Origin of the sequence: Paenibacillus sp. OT2-17, from assembly GCF_009827695.1 — a bacterium.
In the GTDB taxonomy this organism is placed as follows: Bacteria; Bacillota; Bacilli; order Paenibacillales; family Paenibacillaceae; genus Paenibacillus; species Paenibacillus polymyxa_B.
Genome location: NZ_WUDQ01001000.1, coordinates 1 through 695, shown reverse-complemented (window position 1 = coordinate 695; position 695 = coordinate 1). Strand labels below are relative to the sequence as shown.

1 protein-coding gene is annotated in these 695 nt (G+C 48.5%); it reads right to left on the bottom strand.

The annotated features are described in order from the left end of the window. On the bottom strand, positions 1 to 695 hold a 695-nt coding region (locus GRP75_RS28705), incomplete at both ends, for an AMP-binding protein (protein ID WP_160791084.1).

The following is a 695-nucleotide window of genomic DNA, read 5'->3' as shown; positions in this document are numbered from 1 at the left end:
CTGCTCCCCTGCGCTCATCAGCATCCGAAACGCTGTAGGGGCACTATACCATATGGTCACTTCGTGACGCTCAATCGTGCGGTACCAGTCTTCCGGGCTGAAACGCCCCCCACGAATGACATTCGTCGCTCCATTTAGCCATGGAGCAAAAATACCGTATGATGTTCCCGTGACCCATCCAGGATCAGCAGTACACCAATACACATCATCTTCCCGCAAATCCAGCACCATTTTGCCAGTATAGTAATGCTGAATCATCGCATTTTGCACATGATACACGCCTTTGGGCTTGCCTGTTGAGCCTGATGTATAGTGAATAATTAATCCATCTTCACGATTCAACCATTCTGGCTCAAGTTCCTCTGAGGACATAAGCATTTCTGTCTCGAAATCGATAATTCCCTGCTCGCGTGCATCCATATCACCAACCACAAAAATATGTCGCAGCTCAGGAAGCTCTTCACGTTTTACCCGTGACAGAAGCGCAGGTGTGGTCACTAATGCCACCGCCCCACTATCCTCCAATCGATCCTTAACCGCAGTTTCCATAAACGCCTCAAACAATGGACCGACAACAGCTCCTACCTTTAGAACACCAAGTAAACTAATAACCAGCTCGGGTGAACGGGGCATGAAAATAAATACCCGCTCCCCTTTACCAATACCGTATTTCCGCAGCACATTTCCGAACCTGT